1 pseudogene is annotated in these 488 nt (G+C 52.0%); it reads left to right on the forward strand.

From position 1 onward, the window contains the following. Positions 1-488: pseudogene (locus ACTHTY_RS11670) on the forward strand (ATP-binding cassette domain-containing protein); the annotation flags it as partial.

Genomic DNA, 488 nt, shown 5'->3' on the forward strand with positions numbered 1-488 from the left:
TCCGAATATCACGCCAAACTTGAAGAAATCGATGCCTATACCGCTCCGGCACGCGCTGCCAAACTGCTTAACTGCTTGGGTTTTGCACAAGAAGAACATACCCGCCCCGTCAAATCTTTTTCCGGCGGCTGGCGTATGCGCCTTAACCTGGCCCAAGCGCTGATTTGTCGTGCCGATTTGCTGCTTTTGGATGAACCGACCAACCACTTGGATTTAGAAACCGTGTTGTGGCTGGAAAACCATCTCGCTTCCCTGCCCTGTACGCAAATCATCATCTCCCATGACCGCGACTTCTTGAATGCCACCACAACGCACACCATCGAACTGTCGCAACAAAAACTGACCCAATACGGCTGCAATGACGATTTCTAGCAAGCCGAACGCGCCCAACGTCTGGCGCAACAACAAGCCGCCCACGTCAAACAGCAGGCGCAAATCAAACATCTGCAATCCTTTATCGACCGTTTCAAAGCCAAAGCCACAAAGGC

It is taken from the genome of Neisseria sp. P0019.S002 (assembly GCF_051957155.1).
Lineage (GTDB): Bacteria > Pseudomonadota > Gammaproteobacteria > Burkholderiales > Neisseriaceae > Neisseria > Neisseria perflava.